The organism is Ruegeria sp. CDSB113 (assembly GCF_059611045.1).
Window position 1 is genome coordinate 381491 of the sequence record NZ_JBXWOU010000004.1, and the last position, 22379, is coordinate 403869.

Genomic DNA, 22379 nt, shown 5'->3' on the forward strand with positions numbered 1-22379 from the left:
GTCAAGATATCTGGGTGCGCGACAGGGCGTGCGTCACAAGATCGTGTGGCAGCCACATCAAATCTGCTGTCCTGGTCCATAAGATCGCAGTGCGGATTTCGTGGTTCGGATAGACCTGTGACAAGGCGTTGGCATACGCCCCCATCTGCCGCAAAAGCCCCTCAGGGCATGTCTCAGCACTGTTGGGAACCGTTGCATTTGTTTTGAAATCAATGACCTGAACCTCGGTATCAGTGACGATCAATCGGTCGATCACCCCGTGCATGCGGCGCCCGTTCAGGTCGGCCGTCACGGGCACCTCAGCCAAGGCGTCGGCGGCAAAGACAGGCCGAAGATGTGTGGCAGTCAAAACGTCGCATGCCTCGTCCATCAGCTCTTGCCGTTCCGCGTCCTGCATATCGGGCAGAACCCGCGCGCAAAGCTGCGGCCAGTCGTCCCGCGCGACCGAAGGCAAGTGTTCCAGCAGCAGGTGCAATCGTGTGCCGCGCAGCTTTGCCGCCTCTTCGTCCTGACCTGCATCGCCGGGCAAGGCCTTGGCACCCCCCAGATCGGAAGGGCTGAGTGTCTCGGGATCTGGTTCCGGTGGTGTGGCGGGCGACAGAAATGGGGCTGGCAAGTCCGTCACGGCCACAGCGGTCTCTGCGGCTTCAACAATCGGCGATGCATCCCAATCCCCGTGCGACAATCGCAGAGATTCTGAGCCGGGCAGCGCCACCGCCCCTGCCCGTTCCATCGCGGCCTGAACCATCTGATACCAGCTGGTCCCATCCTTACCGACATCGCCGGCAGCCGCCACGATCAACCACTTTTCAGCTCGAGTTAGAGCCACATAGAGCAAACGAAGCCGCTCACTTTCTTCCCGCGTTCGGGCTTCGTCGCGCGCACGCGCAATCAACGCCGGGGACGCGTCAGCCGGAACTTTCCAAAGCGGTGTGCCTTCGGCCACCATGATCTCGGCATCGCGCGGAGCTTGCCGTTTGCCCGTATCCGGCAGGATCACAATCGGCGCCTCCAACCCCTTGGAGCCATGCACGGTCATCACCCGGATCATGTTGCCCACACCGCTCATCTGCCGTTTGATTTCCAGATCGTCGGTCTGCATCCACACCAGAAATCCAGTTAGGCTGGGGATATCCGTGCGCTCATAGGCCAGCGCCTGCGACAATAGCGCGTTTATCCCGTCTTCTGCCTCGGCACCCAGCCTGCCCAGCAACTTGCGCCGCCCGTCGTGGCGGGTCAGGATGCGTTCAATCAGGTCGTAGGGGCGCAGAAAGTCGATCTGTCCACGCAGGTCGTTCAGAACGGCCAGTGTTTCAGGGTACTCTTCGGCGCGTTGACGCAGAGCCGCCCAAAGGAACTGTTCCTTGCGCCGATGTGCCAGGTCGAACAATTGTTGTTCGCCCCACCCGAACAGCGGCGATTTCAGAACTGTGGCAAGCGACAGGCTATCCTCGGGCGTAGCCAAAAAGCTTAGCAGCGCAGCCAGGTCTTTAACTGCCAATTCTGCGCCGACCTTCAACCGGTCTGCCCCGGCGATCGGCAGATCGGCGGCTTTGCAAGCCCGAATGATTTCGGCAAACAGGTCCGAACGGCGTTGAACGAGGATCAGAAAATCCCCCGGCTGAACCTTACGCCTTACAAATGTTCCGGGCGTTTCGCCATCCTCAGGGATCGTCTCACCCTGTTCGATCATTGCCTTGATCGACTGCGCCACCTTCTCGGCCAGAATGACGGTGTGATGCCGCGCGCCGGGCCGATCTACCGGATCGGTCCAGTCGGTATCGTCATCGTCTTCGACCTTTTCAACAACGGGCCACAGGTCCACCCGGCCCGGCAGATCCGCCTTGAACGCGCGGTGCTGGCTTTCCTTGTGAAATCCGGCCTCTGCGCGGTTTTCAAACAGGATGTCGACCAAGGACAAGATCGCACTGGAGGATCGGAATGAGTATTCTAACGTGGAATCCCACAATTTAGAGCCTGATTCAGAGAGCTTCCGCCCAAACTCAGCCTGCATCAGATCGAATGCCTGCGGATCGGCGCCTTGGAAGGAATAGATCGACTGCTTCTTGTCACCGACCACGAAAATCGTGCGTTCAACCCCGGACCGGGCCCCTTCCCCGCTGGTAAATTCCTGCGCTAGTTTTTCAACCACGTCCCACTGATCGGGACTGGTATCCTGAGCTTCGTCCACCAGTATGTGGTCAATACCACCATCCAGTCGGTACAACACCCATTCGGCAACCGCCGGATCATTCAGCACCTGCCGCGCACGTAAGATCAGGTCGTCAAAATCTAGCCATCCGCGCAGTTGCTTGCGCCGCTCATATTCCGGCAAAAACGCCGTCGCGAAGCGATGTAGCACCATTGTCTTGCGCGCGGCCACCAGTGCCAGCCGATGTTCGCGTGCGGCCTCCACCCGCAACATCAACGCTTCGAGCTGGGGCATCTGACCCACCAGCGCCCCTTCGCGCAGGGCTTTGGTCGGGAAACTGTTGATTTTAGCCGTAAAGGGTTCTTTGGCGGATTTTCCGGTCAGAAGTACGCTTTCCAAAATAGGTAAGCTACTGACGCGAGCCTCGGTAAATGCTGCAAGCTTATCGGCCGCCTTGGCGTTATTACCGCCACTTTCGGAAAGCACCGGCAGAATCGACCTGATCAATTCCACCTCGCCGCCCAGAAACACACGTCCTATTAAAGCGTCTTCATCGAACCCGTCGGCCAGTTCAAACCGTTGCTGCACATCGGCCCATTCCAGCGGCTGCGCAAACAGGTTGCGTTTCTGGGTGATGGCCGCGGTAAGCTTGTCGAACCCGGTATCTGTGACAAACCGGGCGACGTCTTCGATCAGATTCGCCTGCGGACCTGCGGCAAAATCCTCGACAATCTCTTCACGCAATAAGGCCGCCGCACGATCCTCCATCTCGGAAAATTGCGGGCTGACCCCGGCCTCAAGAGGGAAACGCCGCAGCAGCGAGGCGCAGAATGAGTGGATCGTCTGGATCTTCAGGCCACCGGGCGTTTCGATAGCGCGCGCAAATAAAGTTCTGGCCTGTGCAAGCCTGTCCGAGTCGATCGCGCCGGGTACACCCAGATCGGTCAGTTGGGACATCAGACCGGCATCATCCTTCATTGCCCATTGTCCGAGGCGATCAAACAACCGGTTTTGCATCTCACTGGCGGCGGCCTTGGTGTAGGTCAGGCAGAGGATGTGCTGAGGCTGGACGCCGCCCAACAGCAATCGGGCCACCCGATCAGTCAGCACCCGCGTTTTCCCCGAGCCTGCATTGGCCGCCAACCAGGTCGAGGCGTCGGGCCGCGCAGCCTGTACCTGCCGCTCGGTTGCGTCGTTGCGGGCGCTCATGTCAGGTCCTCAGGCGTTGTGTCATCCGTGCGGTCCCATTCACCGAACCGGGCCAGTTGATCGTAGTCACCCACATCCGAATCCTTGTGCAACATTCGACGGGATGAAAACCCCTGATCAGGCTCTAAATAGGCAGAGACCAGCTCTTTGAGCTCGGCTAGAACTTTGTCTGGCGGCTCTTTCGCCAGAGGTGCGGGTACTTCTTTGTAAGTGCCGCCCATGCCAATGAAAATCGCCTCGGCCACGGGTGAAGGGTCGAACCCGTCGATACCGCCCTCTTCGGCCATCGCGGCTTCGATCAGTAACTGTTTGTCGAACTTGGATTGTTGGCTTTCCGTCGGGGGCGTTCCTGTCTTGTAATCGACAATCCGCAACGCGCCGCGTTTGTTGCGATCTATCCTGTCGGCACGGCCCGCGATGGTGAAATCCAGGGGCGACAGCACAAGTTTCACCGCCGCCTCGAAGGCGACTGGGCCCCCGTCCCTTCGTCGCGCGATTTCGGCGGCCAGAAAATCATCCGCGATGCGTTCCAACCGCGCCAGCCACAGCTTACGCGCCGTGGGCCATGCAACATGTTGATCCAGCAAGGTTTCTGCGCGTTTCAAAAAATTCTCGCGGGTCAACAAGGCGGTGTCCAGAACACTGTCTTTGACGAAATGTTCCAGAATTTCGTGGATGACGATCCCGCGCAACAAGGCATCCGGCGCTTGCACCAAAGGGTCCAGCGGTTTCAGGCGCAGCACATGTTTGGCGTAAATCGCATAAGGATCGCGGATCAGCCGTTTGATTTCCGTCACGCTCAACCGGTTTGGGCGCGATGCCACTGGCGGCCGCGGAGACGGGCGCGTTGCCGGTTCGATATGCGGCGCGACTTCAAGCTGTTCCGCCCACTGCAGCCATTGCCGGCCTTTGTTGCGCATTTCTGACAGTGCCTCAGGCCCGCCCTGCCCTGGCAAGCCGTGCAGCAGGTTCGTAAGGCGGTTCAGCCAGCGTGACGGAACGGTTTCTGCGTCGTCGGACCGCTTGGCACGAGTCAGCCAGACCTCGGGCGCGCCGATGGCTTGTTGAAAGTCATGAGCCGACAAGCCGATCCGCCGTTCGGGCAGCAAAAGTCCGGCCTTGTCGCGCATCTGGCGGTTCAGCCAGGGGTCTGGCGCAGCGGCCTCGGGCCAACTGCCTTCATTTAGGCCGCCCAAGATAAGCAAATCTGCCCCTTGCACGCGCGCCTCGAGGGTGCCCCAGATCATGATGTGCGGATGTGGGGCGTCGCGATCTCGGACCTCTTCGCCCGCGAGCAATGCGCCCAACAGGTCGGCAAAGTCATGGGCGGTCATGGGGCCGCCATGTTCCGCTTCGTCTTCCAAAGCCGCAATTACAGAAAGAGCTTCTCTTCCGGCCTTCTTCTCCCAAAGTGTGACTTTTTGATAGTTAGGTCCGGCCGAAATGGCCTCAGCGTGAGAGCGCAGATGAGCGACCCAGTCGGAAAGCGTGCGCTCGCCCGAAATCACTTGGCCACAGAAATGAACCGCAACCCAACGGGCCCAGTTTTCAGTTCCGTCATTGCCTTCCGTTCGCTTGTTGCGAATAGCGAAGGCTTCTAAACTTTCACTATCTGGGAACGGAGGACCATATTGCCTCAAGTCCAACTCCAAGTTTTGTCGGTTTAAGGCCCCCCCCTCCGTGCCATCATGACACAGCGGGTGTTTCAGAAGTGTCAGCAATGCCTCGCCATCTAGACGCCGTGCGAAAAGCCCCGCCACATGACGCAGAAACCGGCCGGGCGGCGATAGTTGCAGCGGTAGACCAGCGCTGTCATCGGGAAGGATGTTCCAGCGATCTAAAGCAGCGCTGACTTGGCGGGTCAGCATCCTGTCAGGTGTGATTAGCGCGGCAGTTTGGCCGGTCTCGGCTGCTTGGCGCAGGCGCAGTGCGATGGCCAGGGCCTCGGACCTGGGCGATTGCGCCTCGACCAGTGTCACGTCCTTTGTGGCGCCATCCAGATCGGTCAGTTGCGGGCCTTCGGACATCCAGGCATCCGTGATCGGCGCTGGGCGTAAAGCCAGCGAAACTAAACGGTTGCGAGCAGGCGAGGGTGGTTGATCACCCGTCCAAGGCATGATCTGATCTGGCTCCAAGCCAAGCTGTGACATCAGCTTGCGGAACCGGTACTGCGGGTGATCTTCCGATGTTAGCGCATCGTCCAATCCGCGCCAAACGCGGTCGGGCTGATCGAAATCATACCCTGGCAGGATCAATGCGCCTTGCGGCAGGCGCGCGACCGCCTCCATCAGCATCAGGGTGGTTCCGCGTGACCCGGTTGACCCGGCAAGGATAACCGGATGCCGCGGCGGAGCGACTTGCCAGCGCTCTATCAGGTTTTCCACCACAAGTCGTTGCCGCGCCTGAACATCCAGCGCATCTGGGCCTGAATCTATGATTTGATCGGCAATTCCGATGAACTTTTGCGCCCTTTCCCAATGCCCGGACATGTCACTGACATCCAAATTCCGGATTGCATCAGGCGAAACGCCTTCGCCCTGCATTTCATCAATCAACGCGGCCAGACTATCGGAAAGATCAAACAGTGAGGACCGCGCAGCCAGATCTGGCTGTTGTTCCAACAGCTTAGCGATCAACTGCGTCAACTCTAACCTGCGCCGCAGCGGTGGAATCGCCGGAGGTATCTGCGCAAGATCGACGCTTTCCCCCAGATCGGTAACCAGTGAAAGACGCGGCAAAAGGCACGCCGGGCCTTGGTCAAACAGGTCGCGGACGCGCCGGGCCATACGCCTTGTATTGACGACCAGTTGAACGCGCGCCAGCATCTCGGGCGGATGCGCTGCACTGCGATCTTGCAGCCCCTGAACCAGCATTTTTGGGAAGTCCGAACCGGGCGGAACGGCAAAAACGCGCGGAGCTGGGCTGGGTTCAAACATCGGCAATCAACCCCTCGGCTAGTGCAATCCCTTCGGGGTGGCCGACATCGCACCAGCGACCGGGATAGGTGAGGGCAAACAGACGATCCTGCCGCTGCAACTGGTCCCATAGCACGTTAAGTGAGAACGCTTTCTCAGGGATATCCATCAACCCTTCGGATTTCATGATCTGCGCACCGCCATAGATCAAACTGCCGCCGCGCACGATCCGTCCGTTCTCATCTGCTGCGAAGTCGCCTTTGCCCGTGTGTCCGACAGTCTGATCCACCGGTACACACATCAACAGCGCGTCCATGTGATCGGGATTCCACGCCTCGCGGAGCATCGTCAAAGGGTTCGGTCCTGACCAGATCGCGTCTGGGTTCAGGGTGTAAACCGGGTGCGATCCAAGCAGGGGCAAAGCGGCGCGTGTTCCGCCGCCAGTCTCAAGAATCTCCGGCGTTTCATGGGAAAGCAGAACACCTTTTGGGACTAGATGAGCTTCAAGCTGATCTGGCAGATAATGTAGGTTGGCCACGATACGCTTGGGTTGCAGGGCAATCACCAAATCCAACGCGTGATCAATCAGAGGCCGGCCGGCGACCTTGATCAGAGGTTTGGGCCGATTTTCGGTCAATGCGCCCATACGGGTGCCAAACCCGGCTGCAAACAGCATGACGGCTTCGGGGTCTTGGGTCATTTCTGTCGGAGCCTGTCCAGATTTTCAGGGGTGGGTGCGGGCAGGGCGTCGCGCAGCAGGTCTGCGACAGCAACCAGTGCGGGATGTTCCAAATCCCGCATAACATGCGCCCAGGTTGCCGGGATCAGATCGACATAGCTGGGCTTGCCGTATTCGGTTGCCAGACGAGCAAAGACGCCCAGAATGCGCAGGTTTCGCTGTGCGCCCAGAACAGCGTAGGCAGTGCGAAAGTCATGATCATTCACCCCGGTCGCGGCGATATAGCGGTTCACCATTTGCATCTCAGTTCCAAGTGACACATCGCGACGCACGTCCTGCAACAACGATACCAGATCATAGGCCGGATGGCCCAGCATAGCGGTTTGAAAGTCCAACAGACCGGCGCGCTGAACCCCGTCGCGATCCGGCAACCAGATCAGGTTTTCGGCGTGGTAATCGCGCAGCACAACAACTTTGGACCCCGAAGTTTCCCGGTGCAGAATGTCCGAGAACCGGTTTTCGAAACGGTTACGCGCGTCGGCGTCGTGCGTGCCCTGCACGGCCTGCGCGTATTTGGTAAAAGACAACGCGGCCAGCTCGGTCATCAAACTCGGATCATAGGATGGCAAAGACAGGCTTGGCGCGCTGTGCAGGTCGATCAGAACATCCGTTGCAACCTCGTAAAGCGCACGCTCCATGCTGGGGGTCTGCGCAAGCACGCGCGCGAAGAGGTCGTCACCGAGGTCTTCGAGCAGAAGAAAGCCGTAATGCGTGTCCTCGGCATAAATCTCGGGCGCGCTCAGACCAAGGGACCGCAGGTATTCGGCCATGCGGGCAAAATCTTCGACATTTTCCGCCTTGCCCGGGGGTGAATCCATTAACACCGCCGTCTTGCCGGTTTCCGGATCGGTCAGCCGCTCGTACCGACGGTTCGAGGCATCCCCAGCCAGCGGCGCGTGCTTTGCATTTGACCATTTGGTCTGCGCGATCAACGCTTCGGCCAATACCGCGCGGTTTGTCATGCGGGAATCCTTAGTTTCACGGGCCATTTCGGATCTGACCAGGAAAGGGTCAGATGGCGTGCTTCTGTCATGTTAGGATCTGTTTCGAAAGATATTCTCGCTGCAGACTCCGGCGTCAGCGGGCCCAATTTATCCGGCCATTCAATCAGACAGATTGCGGTTTCGAAAGCCTCGGTCACGCCCAGTTCTTCGACCTCCTCAACCGCGCTCAGGCGATACAGATCGCAGTGCCAGATTTCCCCGGCCGGCGTGTCATAAGCCTGAACCAACGTGAAAGTCGGCGAAGGCACATCTTCGGGCTCGACCATCAGCGATTGGATCAGGCTGCGGGCAAAATGGGTCTTTCCGCTGCCGATCTCGCCCTCAAGCAGTAAGATGTCTCCAGATCTCAATTCTGCACCGAGGCGGGCAGCGAATTCTGCTGTTTCCTCGGGCGAATTCAAAGTGAACGTGCGGGGCGAATTGGTCATGGCGCCACAATGGCCTTGCGCCCGGTTGGCTGCAACCCGGTTCAGGCGCTGATTTGCTGCGCCTCTTGCCGCATCAGCGCATCCCGATCCACCGAGAAACGAACAATGGTGGCCCCGTTCTGCATCGGGCTGACAGTGCACAACACCTGGATACCGTTTCGCAGATAGATCACGCCTGACCATTCCGCGCGATTTTCCCGCGCCTCTACAAAATCGCGAATTTCGCCAAGGATTGGTGTCGCGGTGCAATGTTCCTGCCAGCTTTTGGTCACCTCAAGAACGGAGTCCGCGTCAAAGCCTGCGTCGCCTGTATCACCCCAAAGCTGTTGGTAGGCGAAATTGGTAAAAGCCAGTGTACCATCGTCACTGAAGACGGCGATGGCATCGGCCAGTTTGTCCAGAATGGATTGCATCAGATCCATTTCTGACCGGAACCGACGGGTCAGAGTGATCTCGGCAGTGATGTCCTCGAACAAGAAGGCAACCGCTCCGTCCGGGTGCGGGCGTCCACTGACCGAATAAACCGAGCCCGAGGGCAGGGACCATGTCTCTTGATAGTTTCCGTCCTCCGCCGCTTCGAGAAGGTCGTTCATCTGACTGCGCCAGCTGCGATAGTTCTTGGGCTCGGGCATCATGTGCTGATCCCGCAGGCGATCGAAAAAGCTGGATAGGCCGGGGCGGCAGCTTAGGAAATCCGGGGGCAGGGTGGTCAGGTCGATCAGGGCCGGGTTGAACAACGCCAACTGACGGTTACGGTCAAAAATAGCCAGCCCGATGGACAATTGCGCAAAGGTCTTGGTCATGGTCTGAACGAATTTGCGCTGCGCCATCTCCGCCTCGACGATTGCGTTGATGTCCACGGCATAAGACAAGTGCCCTTCGGGGTGATCTACCAACGTCAGATCGAACCACAGCTTGTTTTCACTGAACGCCGAAGAAATTGAGACCCGCGCCTTTGCGCTTAGCCGTTGGTCGGCATCGGGGACCGGAAACAATGGTGCGGTCAGGTCCGTGTCCTGATCCCGCACTTTGCGCACCAGCGAAACATAAGCGGCATTGCACCAGCGCACATCGCCTTGATGATCCAACAGCCAGACAGGATAGGGTGCCTTTTCCATGGCAAGGCGGTTTGGATCATTTGATGCGCTTTGAGGCATCGACAGGCATTCGGTCCTGTCGCGTAACTGAACGCGCACGATGCCGTCTATCCATTCGCACAGAACATCGCGTTCAACCGTACAATCGATGGCCGGGATGACCAAATTGCCTTCACGCCGGACCCGATCAGGTGTCTCGGGGAATGTCGGAAAATCCCTGTGTAGCAGTCGGCACAGATCGGCCCAGTCGCGGACCTGCTCGAACCCTTCCAGCGCGATGTCCGAGTGACTGATAAGTCGGTCACCATCAAACAAGAAGGCTGCATCAAACAAGGAGGCAGGTGAGGACAGCCCAAAGTTGTCCCCCCGTTCCCGCCTGCGGGGCAACAGCCACTGCACGGCAAGGCTTGCGGAAACAAGGCCGATGATGGCCAGAATGATCCAGTCGACCATGCGCCCTCCGGTGCGCGAAACCAAGAAACCGTACTATGCGCCTTAATGGTTAACGGGGTCTTAACCAATGTTCGCCAGTGTCAGGTCAGGTTTGAAACCGTTGGTTTACACCTGAAGGCACAGGCGTATCACCAGTTTGCGCATCCACAAGGTTACGTGGCCAGGTCACCTTGACGATCGCGCCCCGGCGTTCGGGGTTATCCGACAGGGTTTGGTATGGGTCCGATCCGTTGGCGAAATCCAGCTCGGCTCCGCTGCGTTCAAGCAGCGTTTTGGCAATGAAAAGACCCAGGCCCATGCCTTCATATTCCGGACGGGTCTTTTTGTCGGTCTCACTCCGGCGGCGACGCATGAAGGGATCGCCGATCCGACCGATCATCTGCGACGGATATCCACGACCGTCATCCATGATACTGACGGTGATCTGTTTGGTGGACCACTCCGCCTCGACCCAGACATTTCCGCGCGAAAAATCCACCGCGTTCTGGATCAGGTTGCGCAGGCCGTGAATGATCTCGGGCTTGCGCAGGATCGAGGGCTGCTGCACATCGCCATCCTCGGCCGGGCCTTCGAAGAAATGAACGGTCTTGCCACGGTTGATATGCGGCTCGGCTGCTTCGTGCACCACGGTCGAAAGCGGGGCTTGTCGCAAATGCAGATCATCTTTGCCCGCCCTGCCCATGTCTCGCAGGATATCGCGGCAACGGTTCGCCTGTTCGCGGATCAGGGCGGCGTCCTCGATAAGGTCGGGCCGGTCATCCAATTCCTCAATCAACTCGGAGCTCGCCAGTTTGATCGTTGCCAGCGGCGTGCCCAGCTCATGCGCGGCGGCGGCGACCACGCCGCCTAGATCGGTCAGCTTCTGTTCGCGCGCAAGCGCCATATGGGTGGCGGCCAGCGCTTCGGACATGGACTGCACCTCTGAGCTGACGCGATGCGAATACGCGCCCAGAAAGACAATTGCGATGACGATTGCGGCCCAGTTTCCGAACAGTAGAATATCTGGGATGTCCAGTTCTGCCCCCAATGCGGTGCGCAAAGGCAGGTGGAATTCGGCCAGAAGTGTTGTCAAGGCAATGGCAACGCCGCCGATTATCAGGGTTGACCGGGTGCTCATGACGCTCGCGGAAATCGTGACAGGCCCCACCAGCAACAGCGCAAACGGGTTGTTCAGCCCGCCTGTAAGGTACAGCAAAATGGTCAGCTGCAGCAGGTCGAACAGCACCATCAGGAAGTTCTCGAACTCGGACAGGCGCTTGTTGCGGGGAAACAGCAGAATTGCAGTCAGATTCCCCATGACCGAGACGCCAATCGCCAGATAGCAAAGCGTTGCGTCAAGCTGGATGTCATAAGTTTGCTGCGCGACGGTGATCGCCGTGATCTGGCCGAAAATGGCCACCCAGCGCAACAGGATCAGGGTGCGTAGCCGAATCCAGCTGCTGCGTTCCTGACCGCGCCATAATGTGATGTTGGAATTTGCCATCGGTCGATTATGTCCTGTTGCATCGGCTGAACTTCTTGATAGGTGTCCCGGCCGAAACGATCAACAACCCCTCTTATGTCAGGATTGATGTCATGGTCCGTCTTTACGCCATCCTCGCAACCGTTGTTCTTGCCGTGGGCCTGGGGGCCATGTGGCTGCTGACGCGCGGTGCCGGATCAGATGACAAGTTCGCACAATGCCGGACCAGTCAGATTGCTGGCGGGACGGCGGCCATCGGCGGGCCTTTTGAACTGCTCAACGGCAAGGGCGAAACAGTCACCGACACCGATGTGATCACCGAGCCGACGCTGGTATATTTCGGCTATACCTTCTGCCCCGACGTCTGCCCGTTCGATATGTCCCGCAATGCCGAGGCTGTGGACATTCTGGCCGAGCGTGGCCAGTCCGTGACGCCCTTGTTCATTTCAATTGACCCGGATCGCGATACGACCGAAGTGATGGCCGATTATGCCTTTAACCTGGGCGGTAAGACTATCGCGCTGACCGGCACGCCTGAGCAGGTCAAGGCCGCCAGCAAGGCCTACAAAACTTACTACAAGGCCCATGACAAAAGCGATGAGTACTATCTGGTAGACCACTCGACCTTTACCTATCTTGTCACGCCCGAGGATGGGTTCATCGAATTCTTCAACCGGGACGACACCGCCGAGCAGATGGCCGACAAGGTTGGGTGTTTCCTCGACAAAATCTAGAAAACGACGGGTTGTTTGACCTTTGGGATGGCGCTGCTATTACTCATGGTTAAGCCAAAGGCGTGAAATAGCGGAAAGAACAGAATATGGCGGACAGCTCTGACCTCGACATCGGCCCCGATAAAACGCTGCTTTTGGTGGACGATGACGAACCGTTTCTGAGACGTCTGGCAAAAGCGATGGAAAAACGCGGGTTCGAGGTTGAAACCGCAGGTTCCGTCGCCGCAGGCCGCGCCATTTCCACCGCCCGCCCGCCGGCCTACGCGGTCGTTGACCTGCGTCTCGAAGATGGCAACGGTTTGGATGTGGTCGAAGTTTTGCGCGAAAAGCGCCCCGACAGCCGGGTTGTGGTCCTGACCGGATACGGTGCGATTGCCACCGCCGTTGCTGCGGTCAAGATCGGCGCCACGGATTACCTGTCGAAACCCGCCGACGCCACGGACATCACCAATGCGCTACTGGCCAAGGGCGACGAACTGCCCCCACCTCCGGAAAACCCCATGAGCGCGGATCGCGTGCGCTGGGAGCATATCCAGCGTGTCTATGAGCTGTGTGACCGGAACGTTTCCGAGACTGCGCGTCGCTTGAACATGCACCGCCGGACATTGCAACGGATATTGGCGAAACGTAGTCCGCGGTAGTGAAGATCGTCTTCTTGAATTGCTAGAGTTACTGGCCCGATCAGCTCCTGAAACAGTTCCGCAACGTTTAGGGGCCGTTGCTATGGGTGCAATCTGGTCGATTTCAATGATTATTGTGGTGTTGATTGTTTCCGATTCTTGGAATGATCATTGGACAGTTACAGGAGTGTCAGCGAGTCTTTTTGGACTGGTAATTTGTTCAGTTTTGACAGTGACCGGGGTGGTCCACAGCCTTGTCGCAGTGTTTCCTGGCTTCATTACTCAATGGCGTCCGCGACCTTCTTCCAAGCCTTTTGATGCTAGCGAGTTCAACGCCGAGAAACTCAAATTCTTATATCATCTTATCGGGTGTGTGACACTGTTGGTGCTGGTAACTCTGGGAGTATACTTGGGCCTGTACCAAGTCTTCAAAATTTTCTCTTAGTAGAAACACAGGAAAAATGCCCCAAGTCCCAATGTTGGGCTGTCTGCACCTAGTTAAGTCACCGCTTCGTGATTTGCCAATATGATTTCTGGCTCAGACTGTTCGCCACGAAGAACTATTGCAAAACAGGAATATCTTAAATGATCGGCTATGTGACCATCGGCGTTTCGGACTTGGAGCGCGCTAAAAGTTTTTACACGACACTGTTTGCCGACAAGGGCGCAAAAGTTGTGATCGACGCGGGTCGCATCGCTTTCATTGGCAATGACCCTTCGGCGCCGATGCTCGCCGTTTGCACACCCTATGATGGCGAAGCCTGCGAGACCGGCAATGGCGGAATGGTTGCTTTTGCAGCTGACTCCAAGGATGAGGCTAAGGCGCTCTACGAGAAGGCAATCAGTCTTGGTGCTACAGATGAAGGAGAACCCGGCCAGCGCGTCCCTGATCGGTTCTACGGCGCTTATGCTCGCGATCCGGACGGAAACAAACTGTGTTTTTACGTCTTCGGCTAAAGCTTAGCCAGCAGCGCTATGTGACGTTCCATATACGCCCGCCGCACCTCAACCGGCGGGCGTAGCGTGATCTCCAACCCCTCCATCACTGACTTATCAGGACGGCCAAAGAACTTCGTCGCCTCAGCCTCGGAAAACCCCGCAATCTGTGTCGCTTCCATCCAGGCGCTGATCTTGTCGGCCTTCTTGATCTGCCGTTTCACTGTTTTCGGCACCTCCGCTGGAAGGCCGAAACGAATGTGGATCGCCGCAGCTAGCCGGTCATCCAGCGCGCCGTAGTCGGGACCGACGGCGGATTTAACGGGCGAGATCATATCTCCGATCACATATTCCGGCGCATCGTGTAACAGCGCGGCCAATCGCCATTTTACCGGGGCTTTGGGGGAAATCCGGCCGAAAAGCTCTTCAACCAGTAGGGAGTGCTCGGCCACGGAATAGGCAAAATCACCTGCTGTCTGACCGTTCCAGCGGGCCACAAAGGCCAGACCGTGCGCGATATCTTCGATCTCGATATCCACAGGGGTCGGGTCCAGCAAATCCAGTCTGCGACCGGAAAGCATTCGCTGCCATGCTCTGGGTTGTGTTGCCATTCTGCCATGCCTTGTGAAGTAGGACACGTTAACTTCGCGCTTTTGTGCTATGATGTACCTGTCTGGATCACAGGCTGCCAACAATTTATTGAGCTTTCGTGCTTTGAACCTGCACGTTTTGATCCCGACATATGGACTGAGGGGGGCGTACTCCTTTCAGTTGTGCCCCTCTCGTACTGAAACGCGTATCGAAAGGAGCATGTTATGTTCAAACGTCTATTTGCTATAACCCTGACCTTCGGCATGGCCGCCACTGCGCCGCCTGCCTTCGCCAAAAGCTGTGCACAGCGCGAACATGTGATCGCCAAACTGCAGGACAGTTATTCAGAAGAACTGGTCTTTGGCGGATTGCAGAAAACGCGGGGCGCACGGGCTGTTATGGAGGTTTGGACCTCGAAGACAACCGGAAGCTATACGGTTCTGGTGACCCAGGCGAACGGCATTAGTTGTATTGTCGCCGTTGGCACAGATTTTTTTGAAGCGATACCAAAGATAGAGCTAAAGGGTGAACCAAGTTGATTTGAACCACAGGTTCACCCAGTTTTCGGCCATTCGCGTTGCCACCTGCCCCAAGGAATGCTAGGGGCTGCCCGGACTGTGATTTACCGGAAAATGGAGCACCTGATGGCCGGGGACTATATCGTTAAAGACATTTCATTGGCTGGGTTTGGCCGCAAAGAGCTGGACATTGCCGAAACTGAGATGCCAGGTCTGATGGCATTGCGCGCGGAATTCGGTGAAAGCAAACCGTTGAACGGTGCGCGTATCGTCGGTTCGCTGCACATGACCATTCAGACAGCTGTTTTGATCGAAACTCTGGTCGCGCTGGGCGCTGATGTGCGCTGGGCATCGTGCAACATCTTCTCGACCCAGGACCACGCGGCGGCGGCAATTGCCGAGGCTGGCATTCCGGTTTTTGCCATCAAGGGTCAGACTCTGGAAGAGCATTGGGATTATCTGGACAAATCCTTCCTGTTCGACGAAGGCCCCAACATGATCCTGGACGATGGCGGTGACGCGACATTGTACATTCTGCTGGGCGCACGTGCCGAAGCGGGTGAGGACATCATCGCTGTTCCGACGTCAGAAGAGGAAGAGGCTATCAAGGCGCAGATCGGCAAGCGTTTGGCGGCATCCCCGGGCTGGTTCACCAAGATGCGCGACCAGATTCAGGGCGTGTCAGAGGAAACCACCACCGGCGTGAACCGCCTGTATCAACTGGTGAAAGACGGCCAACTGCCGTTCCCGGCGATCAATGTGAACGACTCGGTCACCAAGTCGAAGTTTGACAACAAATACGGCTGCAAGGAATCGCTGGTTGACGGCATCCGCCGCGCCACCGACACCATGATGGCCGGCAAGGTTGCCGTGGTTTGCGGTTACGGTGACGTTGGCAAAGGCTCGGCCGCGTCGCTGCGCGGTGCTGGTGCCCGTGTGAAAGTGACCGAAGTTGACCCGATTTGCGCCCTGCAGGCCGCGATGGACGGTTTCGAAGTCACGCTGCTGGAAGACGAAGTCGCATCTGCCGACATCTTTATCACCACCACCGGCAACAAGGACGTGATCCGCATCGAGCATATGCGCGAGATGAAGGACATGGCCATCGTCGGCAATATCGGTCACTTTGACAACGAGATTCAGGTGGCCAGCCTGAAGAACCACAAGTGGACCAATATCAAGGAACAGGTGGACATGATCGAACTGCCCTCGGGCAATCGCATCATCCTGCTGTCCGAAGGCCGCCTGTTGAACCTTGGCAACGCGACCGGTCACCCGTCTTTCGTGATGTCAGCCTCGTTCACCAACCAGGTTCTGGCGCAGATCGAGCTGTTCACCAAGGGCGATCAGTACAACAACGACGTCTACATCCTGCCCAAGCATCTGGATGAGAAGGTCGCGCGTTTGCATCTGGATCGCATCGGCGTGAAGCTGACCAAGATGGACAACGAGCAGGCATCTTACATTGGCGTGAAGCCCGAAGGCCCCTACAAGCCGGAACACTACCGTTATTGAGTGCGAAAGAACGCATGAGAAAACACACCGGACGCCGCCGATTCCTGTTATCGGCGGCGTCTTTTGTTTTTAGTATCGCCGTTGTATCCATCCTGTTCGGAGGGGGCGGATGGTGGTTGTTGGCGCACCCGGAAACACCCGTGCCATCGCATTGGAACCCTTTGCGAGAGCTGAAAATCACCGCGCCGGTCACGCCAATCACCCGGTTTCAGCTTAATCTCGCGCTGGCGAATGAAGTACAGTGCCGCGCCGCCTTGGCCGACGCCGGCGCAAACTTTGAAGCGATGGATGATCTGATCGTGGATGAGAATTGCGGCATCACCGGGCGCGGTCTGTTGTCTGCGCTGGTGACATCGGGTGTAAATGCAGTTGAAACCAGTTGCGCGACCACTCTGCGGCTGGCCATGTGGGAACATCATGTCGTTCAACCCACTGCGAGAGATCTTTTGGGCACGCAGGTCAGCCGATTGCGGCATGTGGGCAGTTACAATTGCCGCCAGATGCGGACCGCTCAGGGTCAGAGCAGTGGTTGGAGCAGCCATGCCAAGGCGGATTCCATTGATATTGTTGGTTTGCAATTCGCTGATGGGCGCAGTCTGACATTGCTATCCGATTGGGGCGCCGAAGGACCTGAGGGTCAATTTCTGCACCAGATCTGGCGCGGCGCATGTGATTGGTTTCGTGTGGTATTGGGTCCTGATTTCAATCACTTGCACGCGAACCACTTTCATCTGCAGGGTCCCGGTTGGGGTTATTGCCGATAGGTCACCTTGACGGGTATTTAACGCAGGGACGGAAAGAAATCTCCGCGTCCTTGTGGTGTGAAATCCAGAATATTCCACAGGGGCCACGCCGCATCCACGTGCCGCGGATGCCAGTCACTGGGTTCGAAGAACAGCTCGGAACTCCAGAAATGGCTTATGCCGTCCGCATCGCGCTGAAAGATGTTCAGGATCGGCAGTTGGCTTCCATCCTCGGCCTCAGCCAGATAGTCGCGCTGATAGTCTGTGCCCAATGCAGAATAAAGCGGTAGATCATCCCACGACATTTCCGCTTTCAGCGCTGCCAGCCTTTCACAGGTGTTTTGCGCCACGACCGCAAAGGCGATTTTCTGCGATATATGGGCGATCTGTCCATTCAACCCGTCCAGAAAGGCAGAACACATCGGGCAAGGTGACTCTGCATCTGGCCCGTACATAAGCGAGTATATAGCCAAGGTGTCATGTGATCCGAACAAAGACGACAGCGGTGTCGGCGCACCCTTGTCCGACCGGAATGCATAGTCCTGCGGAACTGCCCCGCCTTTGGGCAAACCGCGGCGCAGCTTTGCAACATTTTCAATCTGAGCCCGCAGTTCAGCCTCTGCCGACAGCAAGGTGTTTCGTGCGGTTCTGTATTGCGAAGTTTCGTTGGGTAGCGACACGGGCATTGTAGCCTCCTGGTTCTGGAACAAGTAACATATTTAACCTTATTGTTAAATAAAGGGCCATCAAAATCAAGCCTCAGATCAGACCGGCAGGGTTTAGGGGGAATGCCGCTAATTTTTCCCTTTGTGCAAATTCCCGCTCCCGTTACCGTGTCTGCGGCGCTGGTATGGCCAAAAACGAGTTTCAACCGGGAGATAACCATGGGAAAACGCGACGACCTGATCGCTAAATATGCCGAGGACCTGAAGTCCAAATGCGGTATGGACGCAGATATGGATCTGCTGACCAAAGTCACAATCGGCTGTGGACCTGCAATTTATGACGCCGATGCATCGACTGTCGCGGCAACTCAGGAAGGTGAGTTGGAAACGGTCAAGAACAACTTCCTCATCAAAAAGTTGGGCCTGTCAGATGGACCGGAATTGATGGAAGCGATCAACAAAGCACTGGAAACCTATGGCATGTCCGAGCGTAACAAATACCGCGCCGTCGTGTATTACATGCTGACCAAGCACTTCGGCAAAGAGGCTGTTTACGGCTGATCCCGCCACACCTTTTTTGCAGCGCCCGTCAGATCCCTGGCGGGCGTTTCCAATTTTAAGTACTTGCCGTTTGAACTGCGCCGCAAGGATCGGTTAGTGTCAGGACGTGACCAGGACGGTCAGAGCCAAAATTTCCATACGCGTGTGGTGAGTCGGGAGCACGCGGGGTAGGGAAGGTTCTGCATCTGTCAGGGCCTTCCCTTTAATCTGTTATTAAGTAGCCTGCGTGCCGCCCAGATCGCAGATCACCTGCCATTCCGCCTCGCTGACTGGCTGAACGGACAGGCGGGAGTTTTTGACCAACACCATTTCCCCCAAACGTTCGTCAGCCTTGATCTGGTCCAGCGTGACGGGGGTTGCAAACGGGCGAACGGCCTTGATGTCCACACATTCCCAACGCTCGTCATCCGTGGTGCTGTCGGGGTGCGCCTCAGCGCAGACCTCGACAATACCAACAATCGCCTTGTCCTTTTGCGAGTGGTAGAAGAACCCGCGATCTCCGACAGCCATCTGGCGCATGAAATTGCGCGCCTGATAGTTGCGCACGCCGTCCCATTCTTCGCCCGCATCCCCTTTTGCAACCTGCTGGTCCCAGCCCCAGGTCGATGGTTCGGATTTGAACAGCCAGTACGCCATCAGCCTATGACCTTTTTCCACGCAATCAGGTCAACCGATTGGAACAACCCGGCTTTTGCGTAAGGATCGTTGTCCGCCCAATTTTGCGCTGCGGCCATGTCCTCGACCTCCAGAATGATCAGCGAACCGATCATCGCTTCCCCGTCCAGCAAGGGACCCGCCTGCGCAACGACACCCGTTTCCTCGATATAGGCCAGGTGGGCAGCGCGATTGTCCAGCCGGGTTTGCAGCGCGCCGTCCTTGTCACGGGCGATGAGAGCGATCAGCATATTATTCCTCCTTCAGGGGTCGGTTGAGCAGGGTTTGAATGGCTTCGGTAACACTGTATGCGCCACTGCTTAGGTCTGCCACCGTCATACTGATGGGCATGTCCAGCCCTTCGGCGGTGGCAATTTCCGTCATGGCCCGCGCGGTGGCGACCCCTTCAACGGTGGTGTGGGTATCGAACTGTATATTCCGACCCAATGACAGGCCAAAGCGATAGTTTCGGGATAGTTCAGACGAACAAGTCAGGACCAGATCCCCCAATCCAGACAATCCCATAAGCGTATCGGGTCGCGCCCCGCGCATCAGCGCAAAGCGCTGCATTTCTGCAAACCCGCGTGTCATCAAGGCGGCGCGCGCGCTGTCGCCCAACCCGGCCCCGATTGCAGCGCCGCATCCGATGGCCATCACGTTCTTTAAGGCGCCGCCCAATTCCGCCCCGACAATGTCGGTGGTTCGATAAAGGCGCAGGTTGGCAGTGGTCAGGTCGTGTTGCAACGTCAGACTCAGCGAGTCATCTGCGCAGGCCAAGGTTAGCGCCGTTGGCAACCCGCGTGCAATGTCGTCGGCAAAGCTGGGGCCGGTCAGCAAGGCAGGTTGTGCATCCGGAATCGTTTGCCGGATCACAGATATCGGTCCAAGCCCGGACGATAGCTCGATACCCTTGCAGCACGCCACCAAGGTTTTTCCGGCCAGATCAGAGGCCTGCGCATGCAAGGCATCGCGCAACTTTTGCATGGGGACAGCTATCAGCAGAACATCAGCCTTGTTCGCCTGATCGATGTTCGATGTCACCGTGATATCAGCAGGCAAAGCCACGCCAGGCAAACGCTGGGTGTTTTCACGTTCTGTCTGCATGTGCCGGGCCTGATCTTGATCCCGAGACCACAGCGTAACCGGCCCATTCCCGGCCAGTGAAATGGCCAGGCTCGTTCCGAATGCGCCAGATCCCAGAACGGAAACGCTCATGCCTTGGCGCCTTTCTTGCCGCCGCCCAACATCGCGGGGCTGGTTTTATCCAGCGGCCAGCGTGGACGGGCGGTCAGGTCCAGCCCGTCGCGTGCGCCTATGCGATACCGTTCCATCCCGGCATAGGCGATCATGGCGGCATTGTCGGTACACAAGTTGAGTGGCGGTGCGGTAAACCGAGCGCCTTTTTCCGCGCAAACAGTCTCTAATACGGATCGAATGGCGGTGTTGGCGGCCACACCACCAGCCACCGCAACAACCGGGTCTGTAGGGTTTTCCTCAAGATACCCGTCAATCGCACGGCGGGTTTTCTCGGCCAGAGTATCGACGATGGCTTGTTGGAACCCGGCACACAGATCAGCGCGGTCTTGACGGGTCAGGCCGCCCTTTTCAGCAACAATCTGATCCCGCAGCCGCATCAACGCGGTTTTCAGCCCCGAAAAGGAGAGATCACATCCCGGCCGATCCAGCAGAGGTCGGGGAAACCGGAAACGCTTGGGATCGCCAGAACGTGCTTCAGTCTCCACAGAAGGACCACCGGGTTGCGACAGGCCTAGCAGGCGGGCGGTTTTGTCGAACGCCTCGCCGGGGGCATCGTCAATTGTTCCGCCCAGTCGGGTAAATTGCTCGGGTCCGTGCGCGATCAGGTACTGGCAGTGCCCGCCTGAAACCAGCAGCATTAGGTAGGGAAAGGCGATACCATCCGTCAGACGTGGCGTCAGCGCATGACCCGCCAGATGGTTTACGCCTATCAGGGGAAGTCCGGTCGCGGCACTCAGCCCCTTGGCGCACATGACGCCGGACATGACCCCACCGATCAGGCCGGGACCCGCAGTGACGGCGATCGCATCCATATCGGTCAGCGTCAGGCCGGCGGCCTCCAACGCTTGGACCACACATGTGTCCAGCTTTTCGGCATGGGCCCGCGCTGCGATTTCGGGCACGACCCCGCCAAATGCGCTGTGCAACTCGGTTTGACCGTGAACGATAGACGACAGAACCTCGGCACCCGCACCATCGGATTGGCGCACAACAGCGGCGGCCGTGTCATCACAGCTGCTTTCCAATCCAAGAACGGTAAGTGTTTGCACCATAGGCCTGATCCGTTGCATCATGACACGCAAGCGGGGTATCACCCTGCGCGGACGCAAACAATCCCAAGGCCGAAGGCCCCGCCATTGTATTTGTTGATGACCCGCCCTCGCGCCGCCTCTGAAAGGTTTGTCGCACAACTATCAGACCGCGTCAGGTCGCGAGTGGATGTCATCTATTCTCCGATCCTGGAAATCCGACCCCTGAGGGTTGCGGTCGAAACGGACGGAATTCGCGGGTTGATCTTTACTTCGGCCAACTCGGTCAATGCCGTCGCTTCGCTGGGCGTTAAACCCGATCTGCCCGCCTATTGTGTTGGTTCGGCGACCACCGGAACCGCCAAAGGGGCCGGATGGGATGCAATGATGGTGGGCAATACCGCCGAAGAACTGGTGGCCTACCTGTTGAAGCACCGGCCTGAAAGCCCGTTGCTGCATCTCAGGGGGGAACATACGCGGGGAAATGTTGCCGGGCGTCTGACCGAATCGGGGCTGACGGTTCACGAACAGATTGTTTATCAACAGCGTTTGTTACCGCTGACATCCGAAGCGGCTGCGGCCACATCCGGTGACAGACCCGTTCTCGCACCGTTGTTTTCGCCCCGAACGGCGCGACAATTTGCCGAAATTTGGACCGGAACCGCGCCCTTGTGGCTGGTTGCCATCAGCGAAGCCACGGCCGAGCCCCTTTATTCCTTGGGCTATGAGCGCCTGAAGATCGCCAAAGAACCGACACCCAAGAAAATGCGGAAAGCCGTGAAAAAGCTTGTCAAACACGCGTTGCGGGTTGAGCGTGGAGAGACCACTGATTAACTTAGAGCGGTCTGTTATTCATATGAAATTGGATTCGATAAGGGGAACGTTGCGGTGGCTCGTAAGAAAAAAACCGATCAAAAGCCGGTGGAAGACCCCAAGTCGGACGAAACAGTTGAATTCACCTCGCAGCGTGATGAGACAGTCGTTGACGCGGATGAGCCGCTAGAAGAGGCCCTTTCCGAAGCCGAAGCCGAAGCCGAAGCCGAAGCCGAAGCCGAAGCCGAAGCCGAAGCCGAAGCCGAAGCCGAAGCCGAAGCCGAA

The 22379-nt window shown here is 57.6% G+C and carries 21 protein-coding genes and 1 pseudogene; 9 read left to right on the top strand and 13 right to left on the bottom strand.

Annotated features, from left to right (window positions below; genetic code table 11):
• Nucleotide 1 precedes the first annotated feature (1 nt).
• From addA to regB, 7 genes are all read right to left on the bottom strand, one after another.
• Nucleotides 2-3361: a double-strand break repair helicase AddA gene (addA, locus tag AC2FIS_RS10800; protein ID WP_496773320.1), complete on the bottom strand. Its 3360-nt coding sequence runs from the start codon at nucleotides 3359-3361 to the stop codon at nucleotides 2-4.
• Nucleotides 3358-6297 (bottom strand): double-strand break repair protein AddB, encoded by a 2940-nt coding sequence (gene addB / locus AC2FIS_RS10805; RefSeq protein ID WP_496773321.1) that lies wholly within the window; start codon nucleotides 6295-6297, stop codon nucleotides 3358-3360. The genes addA and addB overlap by 4 nt, the downstream gene beginning before the upstream one ends.
• Nucleotides 6290-6976, bottom strand: a complete 687-nt coding sequence (locus AC2FIS_RS10810; protein ID WP_496739291.1) for a nucleotidyltransferase family protein — start codon at nucleotides 6974-6976, stop codon at nucleotides 6290-6292. Before AC2FIS_RS10810 ends, addB begins: the two co-directional genes overlap by 8 nt.
• Nucleotides 6973-7977, bottom strand: a complete 1005-nt coding sequence (locus AC2FIS_RS10815; protein WP_496773323.1) for an aminoglycoside phosphotransferase family protein — start codon at nucleotides 7975-7977, stop codon at nucleotides 6973-6975. Before AC2FIS_RS10815 ends, AC2FIS_RS10810 begins: the two co-directional genes overlap by 4 nt.
• Nucleotides 7974-8447, bottom strand: coding sequence for a tRNA (adenosine(37)-N6)-threonylcarbamoyltransferase complex ATPase subunit type 1 TsaE (gene tsaE, locus AC2FIS_RS10820; RefSeq protein WP_496739293.1), 474 nt, complete (start codon nucleotides 8445-8447; stop codon nucleotides 7974-7976). Before tsaE ends, AC2FIS_RS10815 begins: the two co-directional genes overlap by 4 nt.
• A 41-nt stretch (nucleotides 8448-8488) precedes the next feature.
• Nucleotides 8489-9997: a PAS-domain containing protein gene (locus tag AC2FIS_RS10825; RefSeq protein WP_496773324.1), complete on the bottom strand. Its 1509-nt coding sequence runs from the start codon at nucleotides 9995-9997 to the stop codon at nucleotides 8489-8491.
• 85 nt (nucleotides 9998-10082) lie between these two features.
• Nucleotides 10083-11480 carry a sensor histidine kinase RegB gene (gene regB, locus AC2FIS_RS10830; protein ID WP_496721370.1) on the bottom strand — a complete coding sequence of 466 codons (1398 nt, stop codon included), beginning with the start codon at nucleotides 11478-11480 and terminating at the stop codon, nucleotides 10083-10085.
• 92 nt (nucleotides 11481-11572) lie between these two features.
• On the opposite strand from regB, the gene AC2FIS_RS10835 reads away from it, so the two are divergent.
• From AC2FIS_RS10835 to AC2FIS_RS10845, 3 genes are all read left to right on the top strand, one after another.
• On the top strand, nucleotides 11573-12193 hold the full coding sequence (locus AC2FIS_RS10835) for an SCO family protein (protein ID WP_058275262.1): 621 nt from the start codon (nucleotides 11573-11575) through the stop codon (nucleotides 12191-12193).
• 86 nt (nucleotides 12194-12279) lie between these two features.
• Nucleotides 12280-12834, top strand: coding sequence for an ActR/PrrA/RegA family redox response regulator transcription factor (locus AC2FIS_RS10840; RefSeq protein WP_058275167.1), 555 nt, complete (start codon nucleotides 12280-12282; stop codon nucleotides 12832-12834).
• Between the two features lie 564 nt (nucleotides 12835-13398).
• Nucleotides 13399-13770 (top strand): VOC family protein, encoded by a 372-nt coding sequence (locus AC2FIS_RS10845; protein WP_496773326.1) that lies wholly within the window; start codon nucleotides 13399-13401, stop codon nucleotides 13768-13770.
• On the opposite strand, the gene AC2FIS_RS10850 is transcribed toward AC2FIS_RS10845, so the two are convergent.
• Nucleotides 13767-14360, bottom strand: a complete 594-nt coding sequence (locus AC2FIS_RS10850; RefSeq protein WP_496773328.1) for an HD domain-containing protein — start codon at nucleotides 14358-14360, stop codon at nucleotides 13767-13769. The genes AC2FIS_RS10845 and AC2FIS_RS10850 overlap by 4 nt on opposite strands.
• A 204-nt stretch (nucleotides 14361-14564) precedes the next feature.
• Here AC2FIS_RS10850 and AC2FIS_RS10855 point away from each other — a divergent pair, with 204 nt between their 5' ends.
• From AC2FIS_RS10855 to AC2FIS_RS10865, 3 genes are all read left to right on the top strand, one after another.
• Nucleotides 14565-14879: a hypothetical protein gene (locus tag AC2FIS_RS10855; RefSeq protein ID WP_282170565.1), complete on the top strand. Its 315-nt coding sequence runs from the start codon at nucleotides 14565-14567 to the stop codon at nucleotides 14877-14879.
• Between the two features lie 105 nt (nucleotides 14880-14984).
• Nucleotides 14985-16373 carry an adenosylhomocysteinase gene (gene ahcY, locus AC2FIS_RS10860; protein ID WP_496773351.1) on the top strand — a complete coding sequence of 463 codons (1389 nt, stop codon included), beginning with the start codon at nucleotides 14985-14987 and terminating at the stop codon, nucleotides 16371-16373.
• A gap of 14 nt (nucleotides 16374-16387) precedes the next feature.
• The gene (locus AC2FIS_RS10865; RefSeq protein WP_496773330.1) at nucleotides 16388-17137 is read left to right on the top strand and encodes an extensin-like domain-containing protein; all 750 of its coding nucleotides are present in this window, start codon (nucleotides 16388-16390) and stop codon (nucleotides 17135-17137) included.
• Nucleotides 17138-17154: 17 nt separating this feature from the next.
• On the opposite strand, the gene AC2FIS_RS10870 is transcribed toward AC2FIS_RS10865, so the two are convergent.
• Nucleotides 17155-17802, bottom strand: coding sequence for a DUF899 family protein (locus AC2FIS_RS10870; protein ID WP_496773331.1), 648 nt, complete (start codon nucleotides 17800-17802; stop codon nucleotides 17155-17157).
• A gap of 198 nt (nucleotides 17803-18000) precedes the next feature.
• On the opposite strand from AC2FIS_RS10870, the gene AC2FIS_RS10875 reads away from it, so the two are divergent.
• Nucleotides 18001-18342, top strand: a complete 342-nt coding sequence (locus AC2FIS_RS10875) for a DUF2853 family protein (RefSeq protein WP_282153670.1) — start codon at nucleotides 18001-18003, stop codon at nucleotides 18340-18342.
• A 213-nt stretch (nucleotides 18343-18555) separates the two neighbouring features.
• Here AC2FIS_RS10875 and AC2FIS_RS10880 read toward each other — a convergent pair whose 3' ends face one another.
• The 4 genes from AC2FIS_RS10880 to tsaD are packed head-to-tail and all read right to left on the bottom strand — an operon-like array spanning nucleotide 18556 to nucleotide 21305.
• The gene (locus AC2FIS_RS10880) at nucleotides 18556-18978 is read right to left on the bottom strand and encodes an EVE domain-containing protein (protein ID WP_109313844.1); all 423 of its coding nucleotides are present in this window, start codon (nucleotides 18976-18978) and stop codon (nucleotides 18556-18558) included.
• Nucleotides 18978-19247 carry a YciI family protein gene (locus tag AC2FIS_RS10885; protein ID WP_496773332.1) on the bottom strand — a complete coding sequence of 90 codons (270 nt, stop codon included), beginning with the start codon at nucleotides 19245-19247 and terminating at the stop codon, nucleotides 18978-18980. Before AC2FIS_RS10885 ends, AC2FIS_RS10880 begins: the two co-directional genes overlap by 1 nt.
• 1 nt (nucleotide 19248) lies before the next feature.
• A complete protein-coding gene (locus tag AC2FIS_RS10890) occupies nucleotides 19249-20211 on the bottom strand; it encodes an NAD(P)H-dependent glycerol-3-phosphate dehydrogenase (protein ID WP_496773333.1) in 963 nt (320 codons plus the stop codon).
• Nucleotides 20208-21305, bottom strand: a complete 1098-nt coding sequence (gene tsaD, locus AC2FIS_RS10895) for a tRNA (adenosine(37)-N6)-threonylcarbamoyltransferase complex transferase subunit TsaD (protein WP_496773335.1) — start codon at nucleotides 21303-21305, stop codon at nucleotides 20208-20210. The genes AC2FIS_RS10890 and tsaD overlap by 4 nt, the downstream gene beginning before the upstream one ends.
• 96 nt (nucleotides 21306-21401) lie before the next feature.
• Between tsaD and AC2FIS_RS10900 the strand changes: the two genes are divergently transcribed.
• Both AC2FIS_RS10900 and AC2FIS_RS10905 read left to right on the top strand, forming a co-directional pair.
• A complete protein-coding gene (locus AC2FIS_RS10900) occupies nucleotides 21402-22115 on the top strand; it encodes a uroporphyrinogen-III synthase (protein WP_496773336.1) in 714 nt (237 codons plus the stop codon).
• 54 nt (nucleotides 22116-22169) lie between these two features.
• Nucleotides 22170-22379, top strand: a pseudogene (locus tag AC2FIS_RS10905) (hypothetical protein); the annotation flags it as partial.